Here is a 19818-nt window from a genome sequence, read left to right as displayed (position 1 = left end):
AAACACAATCAGAACTAATAAATTTATAGATAGCTAAAGGAGGACCCATTATGAAGTCTCATAATCGTATTAAATTCCCAGCAGGATTCTGGGCAGGCGTACATCAATTAGGGATTGCTCCCCACGAAGTGGCTCGAAAAGCACAACTACCGCTCACCATTATTACTGACCTTACTGTCACCACCCAACAATATTTTGCGATTTGGCAGGCATATTCGGATCTCATTGATGACACTGCCGAAGGAATTATTATGCTTACGACCGTCTTTGAAACAGTGCATTACCCACCCGCCGTCTTAGCGACTTACCATGCTCGTGACTACCGTGACGCTTTAAAACGTATGGCACGGTATAAACAACTGTGTCCTCCTGAAAGCCTTCGTATCACTGAGGAAGGTGAGGTCTGTACAATTGAACTAGATTGGTTGTATACCGAGCAATCGGGACCATCTATGCTGGTTGGAATCACGCTGGCATTTCTTTTGGAGCTTGGACGTCGTGGCACAGGTAAACCATTGATGGCGAGATCTATCGAATTTTCACAATCAATGGGGGACAAAGAGGTACTTGAAGCTTACTTTGGCTGCCATATCCGGATTGGAGAAAATTGTAACAGGTTGACGCTACATCGAGGAGATCTGGACCTCCCTTTTGTCTCGTATAACAAAGAGTTGCTAGAGATTTTAACTCCCGTATTGGATAAATCGTTGGATAAGCAGCAACACAGTCGCTCAATCACTGAAATGGTCAAGTGGATCTTGAAACGTAGCCTACCAGGAGGGTGCCCTGACATTAAGACTGTCGCAAGCGAGCTGGGGATGAGCGGTCGCACCTTGCAACGACGTCTTACGGACGAAGGCACGAGCTTCAAACATCTTTTGACACAAGTCCGATATGGGTTGGCTCGGGAGTACTTGGCAAACCCCTCGTTCGATATTAAAGAAGTAGGATTTATGATTGGATACGAAGACCAAAACTCGTTCTACCGCGCTTTCCGCATTTGGGAAGGTGATACTCCCGCAAATTGGCGGACTGAACATTTAAATACAAACTCGATAAATTAACTTTTCCTTATATGTACAATTTTTTACATTATATTAGAAAAGATTAACCTAATTATTATCTATTTTTATTATTAACTAAAAGGTAAATGAAAAGGAGAAATGTGTTATGGATATGGGATTAAACAATAAAACAGCTTTAGTTACAGGATCAACGAAAGGTATAGGTAAAGCAATCGCCATTGAACTTGCCAAAGAAGGTGTCAATGTACTAATTAATGGACGAAATTATGAAGAGGTAGAACGAATTGTAAATGAAATTAAAACGGAGTTCCCTGCTACCTCTCCTCAAAATGCTACAGCCGATATTGTAGATATTCAACAAAGAGAAGCTTTATTTAAAAAGTCCCCCACTATTGATATTTTAGTTAACAGTATGGGTATCTATGAAATTATGCAATTTGAGGACATTGAGGATGAAGTATGGGAAAAATACTTCCGCACTAATGTTCTTGCTGCAAATGGGTTATCTAAATTTTATTTACCTAAAATGTTAAAAAATAATTATGGTCGCATTATCTTTATTGCGAGTGAGGAAGCAATAATGCCATCAGGACAAATGCCTCAGTATTGTATGACAAAATCAATGTTATTATCATTATCAAAAAGCTTATCTAAATTAACAATCGGAAAAGAAGTTACAGTCAATACAATTATACCAGGACCAACACTCTCTGAAAATGTTCATCAAATAATTGATGGTATATACCCTAATGAGGATTTGACTTTTTCAGAAAAAGAGAAAGATTTTATGTCTAAAAACCTACCACAATCTGAAATACAACGATTTATTAAGCCAATGGAAATTGGTAGACTAACTACATTTGTGTGTAGTCCTTATGCAACCGCATTTAAAGGTTCTCCAATCCGTATGGATGGTGGAATGGTCCCGACTATTTTTTAACTTTTTTCTATTTCAAATATTGTATATAGTTTAAGAAACGAATACATTAGGACGCTCTAATACTATTGGTGAAATTCTTTTTTTAGTTCGTTTTGTATGTTGCCGACTAATGATTAAGTGAAAGCAAAGCCAAAGTCTATGTATGTTACAACAACCACTTATACAGATACATGTGTAGGCTGTACAGGAATCACAAAGATTGGTATCAATCTAAGAATAAACCCATATAAAAAGGTCATTGCAGTTGACACTAAGGTGATTCCTCTTCATATAATTGTTTATGTTAAAATGTTATGGGTTAGCTATTGCAGGGGATATAGGTGGTGCTATAAAAGGTTGTTTATATGAGGACAAATAAGCAAACCGTCAATTGAGGACGACGGCACTATGTGAAAGTAACAATACAATCATACTATAAATAGTAATATATAAATCAAAACTAATAGATTAAGATAATTATTTACAAACGTTCCTCAGGAGCAGGGTAGTTGAATACATTAATTTTGGAAAGAGAAGGTAATTAATTTTGTCTATGTCTGTTGTTAGCATTACTTTTTGTATTTTATATTTAGTATCTTTTGTTATATTCATACTTAATATGAAGAAAAAATTAAACTTTAATAATCCCTTTAAGGTATTGAAGTTACTGATGTTATTAAACTATTTAACGATTATAGTTGTTATAATGTATTGGTCAGTGATATTTGCACAAACAATCATGTTCTTATTTTTTGGATCACTTATTATTATTGCTATTTCGGGATTAGGAAAAAGTAAAAAACAACAAAAGTCGATTAAAATTCATATACTGAGTTGCTTTATTTTTTTTATGATACTATTATTGGTTCTTTCAATTTTGGGAATTGAATAGTAATCGTTAAACAGGGGTTGCCTGATAATCCTTAAGTGTATTATTGCAAAAAAGCCAGCAAACAATAGAATTGCTAGCTGGTTCGTATATCGAATATGTAAATGGCTAAAAGAGAATCACCTTATTTTCCTCTTTTTGTCTTTCTGGCATAAACTCTTACTTTGGCAAAGTAAGTATAATTTTTGTGCCAGCTGCTACTTTTTGCTCTTTATTATCAAAAATATCACTCGTTTGAAGGGTGAATTCCCTGGGGTTGCTACCATTTTCTAAAACATAACCAATATTACCTTTTTTCGTTTCATGAGGCTTGATTTCTCCTGTTATATCGTCCAGGTATATATCATGTTCAAACGTCCACTTTTGTCCGGTATTAGCAGTCAGTGATCCAACAGGGGAGAAAAGTAAACTTTTATCGCTATTATTCGTAATTTCTACGAATGCTTTTACAACGCTAAATGTTTCATCTTGTGTTAAAACATGAAAATAATCCATCATACTATACGTTGGTTCAAGATGAATTTTTTTAACATCACGAATGGTTAGTGTAATGTCTCCAATTTTATAGCTTTTCTGAGATAAATTAATGTTCTCTAATTTTGCATAACCACGCTTGTCCGTTATATCATCCGCGGTTTTTAAAAGTGTACGATCGTCTGTTACTTGAGGATTAGGTTGATACGTTTTTAGGTAATCCTTATTACTTGCAGCTTCAACATGTGTATCAGTTGAAGAGTTTGATTGGAATGAGCAGCCCGCAGTTAATGTGGCAAAGCAGAGACATATAAAGGTCATAGATAACAATTTCTTCAAAGAAAACCCTCCAACTTATGAAAAGAGGCGCCATTTAGACGCCTGCTTTCTCACAGATTTAATAGAAAATATACCTGTTTTGGGATGAAAAGATATTAAAAGCTGAGTATTATTTATCTTTAATCTTTGTTTTATTCTTTTTATTTTTTTCAATTAGATTAAAGATAATTTTCGCTTGATCTGTATTATCGATTTGGCCTGCAAATTTTGTTGATTCTGGACCAAATGCATAAACATTTACATCTTCTCCAGTATGCCCGCCAGTAGTCCATCCTGTGTTTGAACGCTTATCGTAAATTTTCTCGATAGCATTATCGATATCTGTTACTTTACCTGTGTTGGCTTCTTTTACAGAATTGATTTCATCTTCTGTTAAAGACAAACCGCTATATTTCTTTAATGTACCTTCAACATCGGCTCCTCCAGCAATTTGTGCTGCCATAAAATCAGGAGTTTTCTTTGCAGCTTTAATGGCTTCAGGGAACCAATTATAGTCATCATTTGCTGCTAACGAAAATCCGCCAGTAGAGTGATCGGCAGTTGCCACAACTAATGTGTTTTTGTCTTTTTTAGCGTAATTGATAGCAGCTTGAAATGCTTTTTCAAAATCCTTCATTTCACTCATAGCGCCAACGATGTCGTTGTCATGGCCTGCCCAATCAATTTGGCTTCCTTCAATCATTAAGAAGAAGCCGTCTTTATCTTTGCTGAGCTGTTTTATTGCTGAATTGGTCATATCTGCGAGAGAAGGGGTTTCGGCATTTCTATCAATCATCTTGTCCATACCGCCATCAGCAAATAATCCGAGTAATTGTTTATTCTTATTCTTTTGTAATTCAGCTTTCGAGGTAACATAGTTATAGCCATCTTTTTTAAATTCTTTTGTCAAATCACGATCTTCTCGTACGAAATTAGATTTGCCTCCGCCGAGTAATACATCAATTTTATGTTTTCCTTTTACTAATTCATCAAAGTAATCATCAGCAATACCGTTCATATTCTTACGGCTTTCATCATGTGATCCGAAAGCAGCGGGAGTAGCATGTGTAATTTCAGAAGTAGCAACTAAACCAGTTGCCTTGCCCATTTCTTTTGCTGATTCGAGGACTGTTTTCACATCTTTCTTATTATTATCGACTGCTATTGCATTATTGTACGTTTTTACCCCTGCTGACATAGCCGTTGCTGCAGAAGCAGAGTCAGTTACATTTTGTAACGGATCTTCTGGGTAAGTCATTTGTTGACCAACTAAGTACCTGTCAAATGATGTTTGGTTTTTAAACTTTGAGTTTGAAGAATTTTTCAAATACCGGTACGCGGAAGTATATGAGTTCCCCATACCATCACCGATTAGGAAAATGACATTTTTAGGCGTTGTTTTCTTGGAAGAACTTTTAGCCTCTGCCTCTGAACCAGCAATAGTAAAGCTGCTAAGTGCTAGAGTAGATACGGCTGCAATCGAGATTAGCTTTTTTGATAAGAATGATTTCATCAATAACATTTCCTCCTTTATTTGGTCTAACTATACTTTAATCAACTATTATTAAGCAGATATTGATAGAAAGATAAGATATTGTAAAGAAGGGGTATTTTGGTTAAAAAATTGTTGCGAAGGTCTATTTTAATAGAGATCCAGGCTAAATAATTTTTAACGCTATAAAAAAGCAACTTAAGTATTGACTGAAAAATATAGAAGTTTATTTGAGTTAGAGGGTTTAATTAAGTATATGAATAATGAAGTTATTCAAATCGCGATTAATAAGATGTTCTTAGGCGATTCATAGGTGACATTTAATTAATTGCTGAACGATTTTTGTGAGGACAGGTTGTTGAAACTAGGGCTTCTGGAAATGTTAGAGGCTGGTGAGGCAAATCCTGGGCCTTGTACATGTGAAAACTGTGAGAAATAGGAAGAGAATGATATAATTAAGAAAATTTTAATTAAAAGGATTGGAAAATGGATATAATAACAATTTTTTTTGAAAAGTGGCTTATGCTGTTAAACTTTAATACTAATATAATACATAATACGGCTCTAACCTTACTCTACCTCCGTTTATTATATTTGCCTATCAAGATGATTTATATAGTAGCGAAGAAGAGAAACGAAGAAACTGAGCCTTCTTCAATAATTAAGATTTTTAAAAAATTAATTATTGTACTGTTCTTTAATTTTCTACTTGGTTCAGCCTTACTCAAGTTCCTGCAGCCAAATTATCTAGCCAATTGGATACCAACAGGTTGGCGGTCTGATTACATTCTGTTAACAGTGATTGCTGCCTTAGTTATCCTATCATTATTTATTTTTATACCTCGCCAAATTTATCAATTGAAGAAAAAAGAACAAACCTTAGGTAAAATGTTCTTGAAATTCAGCTCGTTTTTAATAACGGTGTTTTTCGTTTTTTCATCCCTGTTATGGGGGTTTAATGGACTTTTCGCACCCAAAAGAATTGAACTAGAATCACCTGTTGTACTCTTCGATTTAAAAGAAAAGCCAATATCCGTCGTTAAAATAAGTAAAACTACACCCAATGGAACAGAAAATGGAATAACCACCAACTTTAAAGGTTTCTTAATGAGTGCTATTGATCTTCGTACTGGTAAAAAGCTGTGGAGTAGGATCTCTACTTGGCAAGAATACTTAGTAGGAGAGACTAGCGAGGGACTGTTGGTGTTAAATAATAAAAAGAAAACCCTTTATTTTATAGATCCAAAAACAGGGAAAAGGCAAGCAGACGAAAAAGACTTTCTGAATAAATTCCCTGTATTAGAAGATAATTTAAGCTACATGTATACTGACTATTCTATTAAAGGTCCAAATAAAGTCTATCTTTACGGCTTAGATGGTCGTTATTTTAAGTTAAATTTAGCTACGAACGAAATAAAAGAAGATCCGAGTTATGCTGATAAAATACGTACTTTACCAGTAGGATGGGATGAGAGTGTAGCAGGTGTTGAAAAACGAAGCGAGAAAATAAAAAAACTTTACCCCGAGCTAATGGGCGTAAGGCTAGTTGAAAGTAAGCCTGTTGAAAAGCAGCTCATTGTTTATCAGAAAAAGCGCAACGATAATCGACAGACCTTAGCCTTGCTTGATCTTACAAAACGAGACTTGATCTGGGAGCAACTTTTAGATGCTCCACTTGAAAATGCCACCACTTCATTAGAAGTATTCGCTGACACAAAGTTTGTCTATGCTTGGACGGGGCGTTATCAATATAAAATCAACAAAGAAACAGGGAAAGTAGTGTATCAGTATGATTATAAGCTTGGAAAATAATTAATAAACGAAACTACTAAAGTCTCTTTCTTGTACTTTATTTACTATAAACTATCTATAAAAGCCGATGAAATTCTACTTAGCTGTAAAATTTCATCGGCTTTTAAATTGGAAAGAGTATTTTTCCTCTTTTATTTGTAAATTTCATATCCACTAGTAATCAAAAAAGAAAATAAACATAAACCTAAACAACCCAATGCAACACCCATAAAAATTAATGTTACTGTAAAATTTTTATTCATTGATCGGAAGAAATTAAATAAGGTAATGACTAAACAAATGATAAAGAAAGAAGTCCAATAAGGTAGCAAGGTACGAGTAGGACCTAAAATAAGAAAGTTAAGAAGAAATACAAAGCTTACAAGCAAAAAAACAGTCAGTATTTTTTTCATATAATTACTCCTTTGTAAAATATGGGTAATAACATTTTATCAAAATTTTCTAAAATATATAATGTTTATTAGATAAATAATCATTGAAAATAGATAAAAATAATAAATATATAAACCTCGTTAGTCTATGTAAATAATAAAAGAAACAGCAATAAGAAAAATAAAAATCTTTTAAAATATTATTTTATATTGACAATTCAAAAATGACCATGTATAGTAAAAATCAATCAAATAATCATTTTTCTTATCCAGAGAAGCGGAGGGACTGGCCCTGTGAAGCTTCGGCAACGGACATATGCACCGTGCCAATTCCAGCAAGCGATTAAGCTTGGAAGATAAGAACACGTATTTGTACATATGAAGCCATATGTCTTTGTGTCCTTCTTCTTCCATGGAGAAGGATTTTTTTATGGCAAAATTAATTTGAAAGGGGGAATTAAAAACACAGTTTAGCAGATGTACCACTTATACTTAATTAAATATTGCTCTTATCAAGAGAGGTGGAGGGACTGGCCCTTTGAAACCTCGGCAGCGGACATTTTTGCACCGTGCCAATTCCAGCAAGCGATTTAGCTTGGAAGATAAGAAGACGTTTCTGTACATATGAAGTCATATGTCTTACTGTCCTTCTTCTTCCATGGAGAAGGACTTTTTTGTTGAAAAAATCGGAAGGAGATTGAACGGATGATAGAATTCCAAAATGTTTCTAAAGTGTATAACAGCGGAGGAAAGGAGATACGAGCATTAAATTCGATTAATTTAAAAGTTAATAAAGGTGAAATATTTGGCGTAGTCGGCTTCAGTGGTGCAGGAAAAAGCTCCTTAATTCGTTGTGTAAATTCACTAGAAAAACCTACTTCCGGAAAAGTCATAGTAGACGGTCATGACTTAACAACCATTAGCAAAAAACGAATTCGCGAAGTAAAGAAAAGCATTGGTATGGTATTTCAACACTTTAATTTGCTCAATTCCAAAACAGTATATGCAAATGTAGCCATGCCGCTCATTTTAAGTAAAGTTCCTAAGGATCAAATCAAACAAAGGGTTTCAGAATTACTTGAATTCGTTGGTTTAGGTGACAAAGCTCAAGTCTATCCTGATCAACTATCCGGCGGCCAAAAACAACGCGTAGGCATAGCGCGCGCTTTAGCAACACAGCCTTCAATTCTACTTTGTGATGAAGCGACCTCTGCTCTAGATCCACAGACAACTGGTTCCATATTGGAACTCTTGAAGAAGATTAACAAAGAGTATGGGATTACGATTTTAATGATCACGCATGAAATGGCTGTCATTCGAGAAATATGCGACAGAGTGGCAGTGATGGAAGCGGGGAAAGTGATAGAAGAAGGAACAGTATTTGATATCTTTTCCGCGCCGAAAACTAACACTGCTCAAAACTTTGTTAGTACCGTAATGCATGATCAAATTCCACCATCAATACTCAATATGATGGAACGCAAGCAAGCACTAAATCATATTTTCCATATTACGTTTGTCGGCGAGTCTACAGGAAGTCCTTTTTTATCACAGTTATCTAAAATTCTCGATGTGGAAATCAATGTGCTATTCGGCAATATTACCGAACTGCAAGGTATTCCTTTTGGCAAACTGATTGTTGAAATCCAAGGAGCCGATACGGAAGTGAAACGAGCATTATCATATATGCAAGCTCAACAAATTCTTTACAAGGAAGTGATAGCACATGCTAGTTAATTCTGAACAAATCATTGAAGCGCTCATTCAAACTATTCAAATGGTTGGTTTTTCATTTATCTTTTCAATCATTATCGGCCTTCCGCTAGGCATCCTGTTATTTGTCACTCGTAAAGGACAGATCATTGAGAATCTTCCAGTATTCACGGTTTTAAATGCAGTGATCAATGTTTTCCGATCTGTGCCCTTTATTATTTTGCTCGTAGCCATCATCCCAGTTACCCGGCTCATTGTCGGAACATCTATTGGAACATCTGCAGCTATTGTTCCACTAGTCTTCTACGCAGGCCCTTACATTGCTCGATTAGTTGAAAGCTCGCTACTAGAGGTTGATAAAGGTGTTTTAGAGGCGGCAGATGCTATGGGGGCTACTCCATTTCAGACAATTTTCAGGTTTTTACTGCCTGAGGCTCTTAGTTCACTTATTGTGAATTTTACCATCGCGACAATTGGTCTGATTGGAGCATCGGCAATGGCAGGAACCGTAGGCGGCGGTGGTATTGGCGACTTAGCCATAACGTTCGGCTATCAACGTTTTGATACGACCACCATGCTAATTACCGTAGCCATACTAATTGTTTTGGTTCAGGGGCTACAGTCATTTGGCAACATTTTATCGAAAAAAATAAGAAGAGGTTAATCTAAGGAGGAAATTAAAATGAAAAAATGTTTACTATCCATTCTGGTGCTGTCACTAGTTATTTTTACGGCAGCCTGTTCAAGCGAATCCAGCGGTAAGGAGGCAGATGGAAAATCAAAAACATATAAAATCGGCATTACGGGGACAGATACGCAAATTTGGGATTATGTAGCGAAAAAAGCAGCTAAAGAAGGAATCAAAATTAAGCTTGTATCTTTTAATGATTACGTACTTCCAAATACAGCGTTAGCAGATGGTGAGTTGGATGCCAATTCATTCCAAACTGTTGCTTATTTTGACCAATTTATTAAAGAACATAATCTTAAACTTGTTCCAATTGCTACAACATGTTTAGCACCTATGGCTGTTTACTCAAACAAATTGAAGGACATTAAAGATATCAAAAAAGGTGCAAAGATTGCTTTGCCAAATGATGTTTCAAATCAAGGGAGAGCCCTTTTATTACTACAGCAGGCTGGCCTTATAAAATTAGTGGATGGTTATGATGGCTTAGGTTCTATTAAAGATAGTGTCATTGAAAACCCTAAAAATATTGAACTTATTCCTACTGCTCCTGCTCAAATACCGAGAGCATTAGAAGATGTGGATGCAGGCGTTATTAATAACGGTATTGCCCGAGATGCAAGTCTTAATCCAATCAAAGATTCAATTTTCCATGAGAGCGAGACAGCAATTGATTACCTGAACATTATCGCAGTGAATGACAAAGATAAAAACAACAAAACCTTAAAACGAATTGCAGAGCTATACCAAGAGGAAGATACAGCGAAATTTATCAATAAAGAATATGGCGGCACACTGATCCCAACATTTGTACCATTGAAGAAGATAGGTTGGTAGAAAGATTGTTGCTAAAAGTTTAATAAAATATGAGGAGGATCTAATATGACACAAGTACTTACACATTTAAGTGAGGCAATAACAACCAATGTTGATGTTAATCAAGGAAGGTATATTGAAACAAGCCACAAGATTCATAATAAACCAGAGATCGGAAATGAGGAATTTTTTGCTTCTGAAGAATTAACAAACCTTCTCCAAGAAGAAGGTTTTGCAGTAGAGAGGGATGTGGCTGGTCACAAAACAGCATTTGTTGCTCGCTATAAATCTACTAAACCAGGTCCATCAATTGCTTTTTTAGCTGAATATGATGCTCTTCCTGGAATCGGTCATGCATGTGGGCATAATATTATTGGAACCATGAGTGTTGCTGCTGCTATCAGTTTAAGCAAAGTGATGGATGAAGTTGGTGGAGAAGCGGTTGTCTTTGGTACACCTGCTGAAGAGGGAGGACCAAATGGAAGCGCGAAAGGTAGCTTTGTGAAACACGGATTAGTAGAGGGAATCGATGCGGCAATGATGATTCATCCCCAAGGTGTAACCAATCTAACATCGCCTTCGCTTGCAGTAGATCCGCTCGATTTCGAGTTTATCGGCGCAGCGGCGCATGCAGCAGCAACCCCTGAAAAAGGTATCAATGCACTGGATGCTGTTATTCAATTGTTTAATGGCATTAATGCCTTACGCCAACATGTGACAAGCGATGTTCGTATACACGGCATTATTACACATGGAGGAGATGCACCGAATATTGTGCCTGAATATGCAAAAGCTAGATTCTTTATTCGAGCAGCAACAAGAAAAGGTTTGAACGAAGTAACCAAACGAGTAAAAGCTATCGCTGAAGGAGCAGCACTCGCAACTGGGACAAAACTTAATATTATTGCCTTCCAAAATGAAGTAGATAATCTGTTGCTTAATGATACATTCAATGCAGTGTTTAAAGACATAATAGAAGAGTTAGGGGAGAAGGTTGCTGGCGGACGTGATGGAATCGGCTCTACAGATGCAGGTAATATCAGCCAGGTAGTCCCTACTATACATCCATATATTAAAATTGGTCCAGATGATCTTGTACCTCACACGATTGCATTTAGAGAAGCTGCAAAATCTGAAAAGGGTGATGAAGCGTTAATTAAAGGTGCTAAAGCACTTGCTCTTACTGCTTTGCGCTTAATAACTGAACCTGACTTGTTAGATGCGATCAAAACTGAATTTAACCAGAAAAAAGCAGACGAAGCAGAATAAAACTATAAAACCTCTCAGCAATTAGCTGAGGGGCTTTATTTTATCTTGATACAGAAAATAATTATTAAGGATGATAAACTATAGCTAATTCATTTGGAAAACCACTCTATTTGTTTGGAACCTTACATAGTAAATAATATAAGAAGAGAGACGATTATATGAATATAAATGGACGAAATAAGATAATTAAACATCATCAATATGCTATAGAATTTGTGCGATCATTGAATAATTTAAGAGAAGAGCAATGGAGGAGGAAAATAGAAGAAGGGAAATGGACTGTAGCTGAAATCATTGGACATTTAATTCCTTGGGATGAATTTGTCATAAATAACCGTTTACCTTACCTATTTTCAGTTCAGGAACTTCCAATAGGGCCTGATGTAAAAACATTAAATGCTACATCTGCTCGTAATGCTAGAGAACAAGAAAAAAAGGTAATTATAACCGACTTTATTTTAGTAAGAAGTGAACTTCTTCAAAAAATAGAGGGAATTCCAGATATTCGTTGGAAAGAAGAGATAACTATTGGACAAACAACGCTAAATTTATATGACTACTTTGAAGGTCTTGGAGAACATGATCAGCATCACTTCAATCAAATAAAAGAAATCTTACACAAAAAATAAGGGATGGGCATTCAGCCATCTCTTTTTATTTATCGTTATATTCTAAATTTATATACCTCGTTAGTCTATATTAATAAATCAAAAATCCACAACAAGAAACATTATGATATTTTACAATGAGTTTCTACGAAACTACATTTGAAATTACAACTTTTTAACTTCATTCTTGATGATTTCTCTATATTTAAGGTTTATGTAAGGTTTAGATTAAAACAGTGTAAGGTCGGTCCAATATAATCTGAAATGTAGTCATTAAAGGAGGACATTTCAATGAAAACCATCTTATCCGCAAAAAATGTTCAAAAAGTGTATGGGACAAAAGGAAATCAATATAAAGCATTGGAGGATATTGACTTTAAAATAAACGAAGGTGAATTTATTGGTATCATGGGTCCTTCAGGTGCAGGAAAATCTACATTACTTAATATATTTTCTACTATTGATACTCCCTCTTCAGGTGAAGTAATCATAGCTGGTCAAAATATTGTAACCATGAAGGAAGAGCAGTTATCAGATTTTCGCCGTAATAACCTTGGTTTTATTTTTCAAGATTATAATTTACTAGATACTTTAACAGTAAGGGAAAATATCTTATTGCCTCTAGCATTGTCCAAAGTATCTCCAAATGTAATAGAAACACGTGTAAAAGAAATAGCCGAAACATTTGGTATTCAAGGAATACTTGATAAATATCCATATCAAATCTCTGGCGGGCAAAAGCAGAGAACAGCCGCTTCAAGAGCGATGGTGACAAAACCAAGTCTTATTTTGGCGGATGAGCCAACAGGGGCCTTGGATTCCAAATCTGCTACTGATTTATTGGAAAGTTTAACAGTACTTAATGAGCAAAATCATTCAACCATAATGATGGTCACACATGATGCCTTCGCAGCAAGCTTTTGTAAACGTATTTTATTTATCAAAGATGGAGGAATCTATGCGGAAATTCAAAAAATGCAACTTTCCCGTGAAGAATTCTTTCAAAAAATACTAAATGTCCTTGCTTCTCTTGGAGGTGGACAATAAAATGACGCTATTTAGCATCGCCAGAAAGAATATACGAAAAAACTTTGCTAACTATTCTTTATATATAGGATCAATGATTTTTAGTATTATCATTTACTTTACCTTTGTTTCTTTAAAGTATGACCAATCAATACAAGAAACAACGGAAACATCCGATAAAATTAGCTCAGTTTTTAATGGTGCTTCCATTGTGCTAATTATATTTGTTGCTGTATTTATTTGGTATTCAAACTCGTTTTTTGTGAAGAAACGTAAGAAAGAAGTCGGTCTCTACTCTTTACTTGGAGTTCGCAAGAAGCAAATCGGCCGAATGCTATTTTACGAAAATTTTATAATGGGGCTCATCGCTTTAGTGATCGGCATTATCCTTGGTTTGTTCCTTTCAAAGGTTTTTGTCATCATTTTAATGAAAGTAATGGGTTTTAAAGCCATTGGAAGTCTAGCTATTTCTTCTCAAGCAATTGTAAATACAGTTATCGTATTTATTCTGATTACTGCCATTACTTCAATACACGGATATCGGTTAATTTACCGGTTTAAATTAATTGAGCTGTTTAAAGCAGAACAAGAAGGCGAAAAAGAACCAAAGTCTTCTATTACCACCGCATTAATTGCAGTTCTCTTAGTTGGCATTGGATATTGGCTTGCATTACAAGATATCTTAATGTCTGAAGTATGGAAAAAGATAGGGTTTTTGGTAACACCAATTCTTATCTTACTAACAGTTATTTTGGGCACGTATTTATTGTTTAGTACATTAACGGTTTATTTATTAAAGTTATTACGAAAAAACAAAAAACATTTTTGGAATGGAATTAACTTAATTAGTACATCGCAACTACTGTATAGAATAAAAGGAAATGCACGTACATTAACAATTATTGCTGTACTAAGTGCAACAACATTAACTGCAGTGGGAGCCGCCTACAGTTTATATTATAACAATCGTAGCAATGCAGAATTAATAAATCCTAATAGCATGATGTTTATCGCCAAAAATAAGAATGTATCTAAGCAGATCGATGAACAGATCTGGGGAGCGAAAGATCATAAAATTATCTATCATGAGACGGTCCCGACATTTATAGTGGATGTCAATATATCAAATCTTCATAACAACAATTTACCTGACGAAATGGAATACAGCATAATCAACAACAAAACCTTTAACCAGTTAGCTAAATTACAAAAAAGAAATGAATCTTTATCATTAAAGGGAAATGAAGCAGCTGCATTAGAAGCCGGCTATTCAGAGAGTTTCTCGCCTAAGTATATAGGGGCATCAATTCCTTTAAAAGTGAATAATAAAAATGAGAATATTACCTTTAAAAAATTGAAGAAATATAATGTATTAAATACACCTACAGCAGGTATGACAATTGTAATTAGTGATGAACTATTCGCAAAATTTGCAGGTAAAACAAAAGTCGTCAACATGGAAGTTTACAAACTAAGTAATGACGAGAATGCCAAAGTTTTAACAAAAAAAATAGAAAACTTGTTACCAGAGGAAGCAGATTTCTCAAGTTTCTATTCAAATTATGCCCAAGGTTTGGAATCAACAGGTTTAATCATTTTCATTGCAGGATTTTTAGGATTAGTATTCCTTGCAGCAACAGGAAGCATTATCTACTTTAAACAACTGACTGAGGCAACCTTAGATAAAGACCGTTATGTGATTTTACACAAAATTGGTGTAAACAAAAAAGAAGTGAAAAGGTCGATTTCAAAACAAATCCTATTCATTTTTGCATTGCCATTAATAGCAGGTATTTCACACTCAATCGTGGCACTAACCATGCTATCTAAGTTAATGGAAACAAATTTGATGATGCCTGTCAGCATCTGTATAGGCGTATACGTATGTATTTACATTGTCTATTATTTCTTAACAGTAAGGAACTATTACAAGATAATCATTAAATAGAAAAGAGGAAAAAAACATGAAAAAATTAATTGGATTTATTGTAGCTATTGTCATAATAGTCGGCGGATTAGTTATTCTTCAGAATGTTAACTTCAATAGGTTAGGTGCAGAACAATACTACACTCAAATTACTGGAGAAGGAACGATGTTAAAAGATAAAGATGATAATGGAAAAACATATGTTTCTTATGAGTATAAACTCCCCGCTTTCGATAAGGATGGTAAAGCTAAAACATTAACATTTACCGCACAAAAACAGCTTCGGAAAAATGCTTATTTATCTTTATTTGTAAAAAATGATAAAGGTGTTACTTCATATCAGGAAGTGAAAAAAGGGGATATTCCCAAAAAAGCTAGTGAGAAGTTGGTAAAATAATTATGAAGAAGGAATCCTTATGTAAAAGGATTCCTTTTTACTATAATATAATAAGCAGAGGACAAATCTGGAGGTCATACATCGTGTCAATAAACAATAAAATTCTAATCATCGATGATGAGGAAGATATTTTACGCCTTATCAAAACCGTACTAAAAAAAGAAGGAATCGAAAACGTTATAACGGCAACTACTTCTCAAGAAGGGTTGGAACAATTTCAAAACAATAACCCAGATCTTGTTATATTGGACATTATGCTACCGGATGGAGAAGGCTATGATGTCTGTAAACAAATAAGAAATATCTCCAAGGTACCTATTCTATTCTTATCAGCTAAAACGGAAGAAATAGATAAGATATTGGGTTTTGCCATTGGTGGGGATGATTACATTACAAAACCATTTAGCCCTAAAGAGCTTGCTTATCGTGTTAAAGCTCATTTACGCCGCACAGAATACATGAAGTCTGAAGCAGTGGTAGAGAGAAAATTAAAGGCAGGTCCATTTGAATTAAACGAAGAAAAAGCGGAGTTAAAAAAGAATGGACGAGTGATTGAATTGAAACCAAAAGAACTTGGGCTGATGAAAGTTTTCCTACAAAATAAAAACAAGGTAATTAGCAAAGAACAGCTTTATGATTTAGTATGGGGTGAAGATTTTTTCGGGATGGATAATACAGTCATGGTTCATATACGAAGGCTTCGTGAAAAAATCGAAGAAAAGCCTTCTCATCCTCAATTTCTGATGACAGTTAAAGGCTTAGGGTATAAGCTGGTTATAGAGGAAGCATAGTTATGAAGTGGAAGCTAACAGGAAGATATTTATTTTCTATTGTATTGGTAGTTATTTCAGTTATTTTCATTAATCTCTTCCTTGGGATAGGTTTGCTTACAGCACAGAATTCTTTTGGTGTCCCAATTTTTCAAAATCATGAAATATCACCCGAACAATTCACAAGAAACTTTAATAAAGAGATCATCACAGAGAAGCATGCAGTGACAATTTCTGAAGAAGGAGAAAAAAAGTTAACGAAAAAGAATGCTTGGATTCAAATCTTGAATGAAAACGGCACAGAGGTATACGGGTTTAGAACTCCTCTAAATAGTAAGAAAAAGTATATACCTGCAGATATTATTCAAATGTATAAGTATAAAGAAATAAATGCAAAAACAGTCGTTTATGTAGGGGAAAAGAATATAGATGGACATCAGTTTAGCTATTTGTTAGGTATTGAAAATCAAAATTTAGATCGCCAATTTATCTCCTACAACAATCAAGATATCATTAGATTATTTAATATTGGGGTAATTATTTTTCTTGTTGATATCTTAATTGCGTTAATGATCGGTTATGTCTTTAGCAAAAGGTTAACACAGCCATTGTATACTCTAATTGACGGTATAAAAAAACTCGCTAATCATGAATTTAATCACCATGCTAAGCCAAGAGGGTTATATAAAAATGTCTTTTATAATTTAAATCATTTAGCTGACCAATTAAAGTTAAGTGAGAAAGAAAGGAAAAGACTCGATTTAATGAGAGAGGAATGGATTTCCAACATTTCTCATGATATTAAAACTCCGCTCTCCTCTATTCAAGGCTATGCAGAAATGATGAAAGATAAAGATTATACTTTTTCTACTGATGAAATAAGGGAATATGCAGGAATAATTGAGGAAAAGTCACGATACATTAAAGACGTCATGGAAGATTTAAATTTATCAACTAGAATAAAGAACAAAGAACTTTCTTTAAACAAAAAAGAAATAAATATTGTCGCCCTTCTGCGTACAATTGTGATTGATGTATTGAATGATCCTAAATATGGAAATCGTGAAATACAGTTTCATGTGAAGCAAGAGATCATAATGGAAGAAGTGGATGAAATACTTTTCCGCAGGGCTATTAATAATCTAATTTATAATGCTATTGTTCATAACAATGATCATGTAAAAATAGAAATAAGTATTGAAAAGAAAGACCATACACATATTTTGATTAAAGATAATGGTAAGGGCATTAAGAAGAAAGAGATAGAAAGGATTTTTGATCGCTACTATCGGGGTACAAATACTGGAGCTGCACATAAGGGGTCTGGACTAGGTATGGCGATTGCCCATGATATAATCAAAGCCCATGACGGTCAAATCACCATTCAAAGTGAGATTGATTGCGGAACGTCGATTGAAATTCAAATATAATCTTCTTATTGTGTATCAAAAAGGCAAAAGCTCTTAGAACTTTTGCCTTTTTATTATTAATTATTGTTGTTATATTCAACTATTAAAGATTTAGATGAGGATGAAAATATTTTAAAAGAAGTGGTATGATAAATAAAGTTTAAAGGACTTGATAAGGAGCTTACATATGGCATTTACTATTTTATTAATCGAAGATGATACGTCAATATTTCAACTAATAAAACAGCAATTTACAAAGTGGGATTTAAACGTGAAACAGCCTGAAAATTTCAAGGATGTCATGCATTCATATCATGAAATAAATCCCCAGCTTGTTTTAATTGATATTCAGCTTCCTGCATACGATGGATTTCATTGGTGCAGAGAAATTCGTGCTATTTCTAATGTACCAATTCTCTTCTTGTCATCTCGCGATCAGCCCATGGATATGGTGATGGCAATGGGAATGGGAGCGGATGATTATATTCAAAAGCCATTCCATATGGACGTTCTACTAGCAAAGGTACAAGCTATTTTACGAAGGACCTACGCTTATGCAGAAGAAGGAGAAAAAGATGAGTATGTATTATGGAATGGAGCATCAATCGATTACGCTTCTAGCACTGTTACATACCAAAACCAAACCGCTGATTTAACTAAGAATGAGCAATCCATTTTGCGAATTCTATTAAAGTATAAAAACCAAATTGTCTCTAGAGATGATTTAATGCGTGAGCTTTGGGATGACGAACGATTTGTCAATGACAACACACTGACAGTTAATATTAACCGATTAAGAGGCAAACTAGAACAATTGAACTTGGCTGATGTGATTGTTACAAAAAAAGGACTTGGTTATATGGCGATTACAAGGGACGTGTCCTAATTGTTTTTATTTTATCTAAAAGACCGGCTTCCTTGGATTCTATTTTTCATAGGCTGCTTAGTATGGATTAATTTTTTAATCTACCTAGATACAGGCTTTAAGCTGATTTCCATCATGTATATGAATTTAACGACAATCTTCTTTTTCCTAGTGTTTTTGTTGTGGCGTTACTTTAGAGAATCTATTGCCATTAAGGAAATGGATGAAGATCTTAGCGAGTATCAGTGTATGAATGATGTATTTCTCGCTAGAATCAAGGTAATGGAACGGGAGTTTGAGCATTATCAAAATGAACTGAATATCAGAAGAATGCAAGAGCGCGATGAGCATTTAGCATGGATTCATGAGGTGAAAACGCCTCTCACAGCTATGAAACTCATGATTGAAGATTTGCCAAGAGAATATCAAAAACCACTTCAAGTTGAATGGCTCAGAATTCATTTACTTCTAGATCAAACGCTTCATACTTTGCGACTGGCTGAAATCGAGCAGGATACTATGATGCAGCAGATAAACCTTTCATCTGTTATCATGCTTGAAGTAAAGGAGCTACAATCCTGGTGCCTTGCGAAAAATTTGGCTATTGAAGTAGAGGGTAATGAAGAAAAGGTTTTAACAGATCAAAAATGGTTATCCTTTTTGCTAAGACAAATACTAACCAATGCGGTGAAATATAGCCATAATGGAGATGTTATTACAATCCGTATGTCTACTGATGATAAAGGACATAAAATACTGTCCATTGAAGATACTGGAGAAGGGATTGCTCCTTCTGATTTACCTAGAATTTTTGATAAATCCTTTACAGGAACGACAGGACGAAAGCAGAGCGCATCAACAGGAATGGGCCTTTACCTCGCAAGGAATGCGGCTGTTAAATTAGGGATTAATCTTACTGTACAATCTTCAATAAATGAAGGGAGTACGTTCACACTTACTTTCCCTACATCCAATCCTTACTTGGAAACCATAGCAAAGTGACATTTTTGTCACTTTGCTTTTTTAAATG

General features: G+C 34.8%; 18 protein-coding genes and 2 riboswitches. Of the genes, 15 read left to right on the top strand and 3 right to left on the bottom strand.

Translation table 11 applies throughout. The annotated features are described in order from the left end of the window. The first annotated feature begins 50 nt into the window (after positions 1–50). Both RST01_RS00870 and RST01_RS00865 read left to right on the top strand, forming a co-directional pair. Positions 51–1064, top strand: a complete 1014-nt coding sequence (locus tag RST01_RS00870; protein WP_147193467.1) for an AraC family transcriptional regulator — start codon at positions 51–53, stop codon at positions 1062–1064. Between the two features lie 106 nt (positions 1065–1170). Then, positions 1171–1965 (top strand): SDR family NAD(P)-dependent oxidoreductase, encoded by a 795-nt coding sequence (locus tag RST01_RS00865; protein ID WP_147193466.1) that lies wholly within the window; start codon positions 1171–1173, stop codon positions 1963–1965. A gap of 1027 nt (positions 1966–2992) precedes the next feature. Here the strand turns inward: RST01_RS00865 and RST01_RS00860 are convergent. After that, positions 2993–3646: a DUF4352 domain-containing protein gene (locus RST01_RS00860; protein ID WP_147193465.1), complete on the bottom strand. Its 654-nt coding sequence runs from the start codon at positions 3644–3646 to the stop codon at positions 2993–2995. 109 nt (positions 3647–3755) lie between these two features. Continuing rightward, positions 3756–5138: an alkaline phosphatase gene (locus tag RST01_RS00855; protein ID WP_147195043.1), complete on the bottom strand. Its 1383-nt coding sequence runs from the start codon at positions 5136–5138 to the stop codon at positions 3756–3758. Between the two features lie 465 nt (positions 5139–5603). Here RST01_RS00855 and RST01_RS00850 point away from each other — a divergent pair, with 465 nt between their 5' ends. Then, positions 5604–6929 (top strand): PA2928 family protein, encoded by a 1326-nt coding sequence (locus RST01_RS00850; protein ID WP_147193464.1) that lies wholly within the window; start codon positions 5604–5606, stop codon positions 6927–6929. Positions 6930–7060: 131 nt separating this feature from the next. Here the strand turns inward: RST01_RS00850 and RST01_RS00845 are convergent, their stop codons facing one another. After that, on the bottom strand, positions 7061–7321 hold the full coding sequence (locus RST01_RS00845) for a hypothetical protein (RefSeq protein WP_147193463.1): 261 nt from the start codon (positions 7319–7321) through the stop codon (positions 7061–7063). Positions 7322–7562: 241 nt separating this feature from the next. Then, positions 7563–7663, top strand: a riboswitch (SAM riboswitch). 143 nt (positions 7664–7806) lie between these two features. Next, positions 7807–7909: riboswitch (SAM riboswitch) on the top strand. A gap of 96 nt (positions 7910–8005) precedes the next feature. On the opposite strand from RST01_RS00845, the gene RST01_RS00840 reads away from it, so the two are divergent. The 12 genes from RST01_RS00840 (at position 8006) to RST01_RS00785 (ending at position 19790) form a co-directional block, all read left to right on the top strand. Then, complete coding sequence (locus RST01_RS00840) at positions 8006–9037, top strand: methionine ABC transporter ATP-binding protein (protein ID WP_147193462.1); 1032 nt, start codon at positions 8006–8008, stop codon at positions 9035–9037. Continuing rightward, entirely contained in the window at positions 9027–9677 is a 651-nt protein-coding gene (locus RST01_RS00835) for a methionine ABC transporter permease (RefSeq protein WP_066787149.1), read from the top strand. The genes RST01_RS00840 and RST01_RS00835 overlap by 11 nt, the downstream gene beginning before the upstream one ends. 18 nt (positions 9678–9695) lie before the next feature. After that, positions 9696–10538, top strand: a complete 843-nt coding sequence (locus RST01_RS00830; protein ID WP_147193461.1) for a MetQ/NlpA family ABC transporter substrate-binding protein — start codon at positions 9696–9698, stop codon at positions 10536–10538. Positions 10539–10583: 45 nt separating this feature from the next. Beyond that, complete coding sequence (locus RST01_RS00825; RefSeq protein ID WP_147193460.1) at positions 10584–11786, top strand: M20 family metallopeptidase; 1203 nt, start codon at positions 10584–10586, stop codon at positions 11784–11786. A 158-nt stretch (positions 11787–11944) separates the two neighbouring features. After that, a complete protein-coding gene (locus RST01_RS00820; protein WP_147193459.1) occupies positions 11945–12415 on the top strand; it encodes a DinB family protein in 471 nt (156 codons plus the stop codon). 270 nt (positions 12416–12685) lie between these two features. Next, entirely contained in the window at positions 12686–13441 is a 756-nt protein-coding gene (locus RST01_RS00815) for an ABC transporter ATP-binding protein (RefSeq protein ID WP_147193458.1), read from the top strand. Position 13442: 1 nt separating this feature from the next. Further along, positions 13443–15368: an ABC transporter permease gene (locus RST01_RS00810; protein WP_147193457.1), complete on the top strand. Its 1926-nt coding sequence runs from the start codon at positions 13443–13445 to the stop codon at positions 15366–15368. A gap of 16 nt (positions 15369–15384) precedes the next feature. Then, on the top strand, positions 15385–15744 hold the full coding sequence (locus tag RST01_RS00805) for a YxeA family protein (protein ID WP_147193456.1): 360 nt from the start codon (positions 15385–15387) through the stop codon (positions 15742–15744). An 83-nt stretch (positions 15745–15827) separates the two neighbouring features. Beyond that, on the top strand, positions 15828–16535 hold the full coding sequence (locus tag RST01_RS00800; protein WP_371859424.1) for a response regulator transcription factor: 708 nt from the start codon (positions 15828–15830) through the stop codon (positions 16533–16535). Between the two features lie 2 nt (positions 16536–16537). Further along, positions 16538–17944, top strand: coding sequence for a sensor histidine kinase (locus RST01_RS00795; RefSeq protein ID WP_147193454.1), 1407 nt, complete (start codon positions 16538–16540; stop codon positions 17942–17944). Positions 17945–18110: 166 nt separating this feature from the next. Then, the gene (locus RST01_RS00790) at positions 18111–18809 is read left to right on the top strand and encodes a response regulator transcription factor (protein WP_147193453.1); all 699 of its coding nucleotides are present in this window, start codon (positions 18111–18113) and stop codon (positions 18807–18809) included. Beyond that, positions 18810–19790 (top strand): sensor histidine kinase, encoded by a 981-nt coding sequence (locus tag RST01_RS00785; protein WP_147193452.1) that lies wholly within the window; start codon positions 18810–18812, stop codon positions 19788–19790. Positions 19791–19818: the final 28 nt, after the last annotated feature.

Origin of the sequence: Rummeliibacillus stabekisii, assembly GCF_007988965.1 — a bacterium.
Taxonomy (GTDB): domain Bacteria; phylum Bacillota; class Bacilli; order Bacillales_A; family Planococcaceae; genus Rummeliibacillus; species Rummeliibacillus stabekisii.
This window is presented reverse-complemented; position numbering and strand designations above follow the sequence as displayed.

Excerpts from the sequence above, each read along its gene's own strand:
- RST01_RS00810 (WP_147193457.1), top strand. The coding sequence starts at position 13,443 with ATGACGCTATTTAGCATCGCCAGAAAGAATATACGAAAAAACTTTGCT.
- RST01_RS00805 (WP_147193456.1), top strand. The coding sequence starts at position 15,385 with ATGAAAAAATTAATTGGATTTATTGTAGCTATTGTCATAATAGTCGGC.
- RST01_RS00790 (WP_147193453.1), top strand. The coding sequence starts at position 18,111 with ATGGCATTTACTATTTTATTAATCGAAGATGATACGTCAATATTTCAA.
- RST01_RS00865 (WP_147193466.1), top strand. The coding sequence starts at position 1,171 with ATGGATATGGGATTAAACAATAAAACAGCTTTAGTTACAGGATCAACG.
- RST01_RS00815 (WP_147193458.1), top strand. The coding sequence starts at position 12,686 with ATGAAAACCATCTTATCCGCAAAAAATGTTCAAAAAGTGTATGGGACA.
- RST01_RS00845 (WP_147193463.1), bottom strand. The coding sequence starts at position 7,321 with ATGAAAAAAATACTGACTGTTTTTTTGCTTGTAAGCTTTGTATTTCTT.
- RST01_RS00840 (WP_147193462.1), top strand. The coding sequence starts at position 8,006 with ATGATAGAATTCCAAAATGTTTCTAAAGTGTATAACAGCGGAGGAAAG.
- RST01_RS00820 (WP_147193459.1), top strand. The coding sequence starts at position 11,945 with ATGAATATAAATGGACGAAATAAGATAATTAAACATCATCAATATGCT.
- RST01_RS00835 (WP_066787149.1), top strand. The coding sequence starts at position 9,027 with ATGCTAGTTAATTCTGAACAAATCATTGAAGCGCTCATTCAAACTATT.
- RST01_RS00830 (WP_147193461.1), top strand. The coding sequence starts at position 9,696 with ATGAAAAAATGTTTACTATCCATTCTGGTGCTGTCACTAGTTATTTTT.
- RST01_RS00870 (WP_147193467.1), top strand. The coding sequence starts at position 51 with ATGAAGTCTCATAATCGTATTAAATTCCCAGCAGGATTCTGGGCAGGC.
- RST01_RS00850 (WP_147193464.1), top strand. The coding sequence starts at position 5,604 with ATGGATATAATAACAATTTTTTTTGAAAAGTGGCTTATGCTGTTAAAC.
- RST01_RS00825 (WP_147193460.1), top strand. The coding sequence starts at position 10,584 with ATGACACAAGTACTTACACATTTAAGTGAGGCAATAACAACCAATGTT.
- RST01_RS00795 (WP_147193454.1), top strand. The coding sequence starts at position 16,538 with ATGAAGTGGAAGCTAACAGGAAGATATTTATTTTCTATTGTATTGGTA.
- RST01_RS00855 (WP_147195043.1), bottom strand. The coding sequence starts at position 5,138 with ATGAAATCATTCTTATCAAAAAAGCTAATCTCGATTGCAGCCGTATCT.